Annotated in this window: 1 protein-coding gene; it reads right to left on the reverse strand. The window is 38.0% G+C overall.

Going from position 1 to position 553, the window contains the following annotated elements:
- Nucleotides 1-159: 159 nt before the first annotated feature.
- On the reverse strand, nt 160-553 hold a 394-nt coding region (locus tag I3255_RS13550; RefSeq protein ID WP_238039276.1), incomplete at its 5' end, for a TolC family protein.

Raw genomic sequence — 553 nt, forward strand, 5'->3', positions numbered from 1 at the left:
TCTGCACACTTATCTCGAGCATTGATAACACCATCGCTATCAAAATCTCGTAAATCTTTTGTTTGTGTCGCAACTGGCGGTTGTTGAGCGCTAATTGAGCAACCAAACAACGAAAGAGCCATTAAACTCATTGCAATATTTTTCATTTTATTTTCTCGCTTACTTTACTGACTCAGTCCATTCGTTAGGGATATCAACTCGCATTTCATTCAAGATCGTACCCGTTGCATTTAAAACTCGGTACTTAGCAAAAATACCATCATAGTGAGCGTTTAAATAAGCTTTGCGTGATTCAAATAGTTCGTTTTCAGTGTTTAATACATCAAGTAGTGAGCGTTGACCAATTTTAAACTGTTTTTCATAAGCAATTACAGTACGAGCTGAAGCATCAACGTGCTCTTGCAAGTATTTTGTCTGACTATTGGCTAATTCCATCGCGCTCCAAGATAGTTTTGTTCCTTCTTTTAGCATACGCAGTGCGCGATCTCTAATATCTTTTGATTTATTTAACTGATAAGCCGCTTGACGACTTTTAGCTGCATCACTACCACCA

The sequence above is a fragment of the Psychrobacter sp. Ps6 genome, assembly GCF_022129235.1.
Lineage (GTDB): Bacteria > Pseudomonadota > Gammaproteobacteria > Pseudomonadales > Moraxellaceae > Psychrobacter.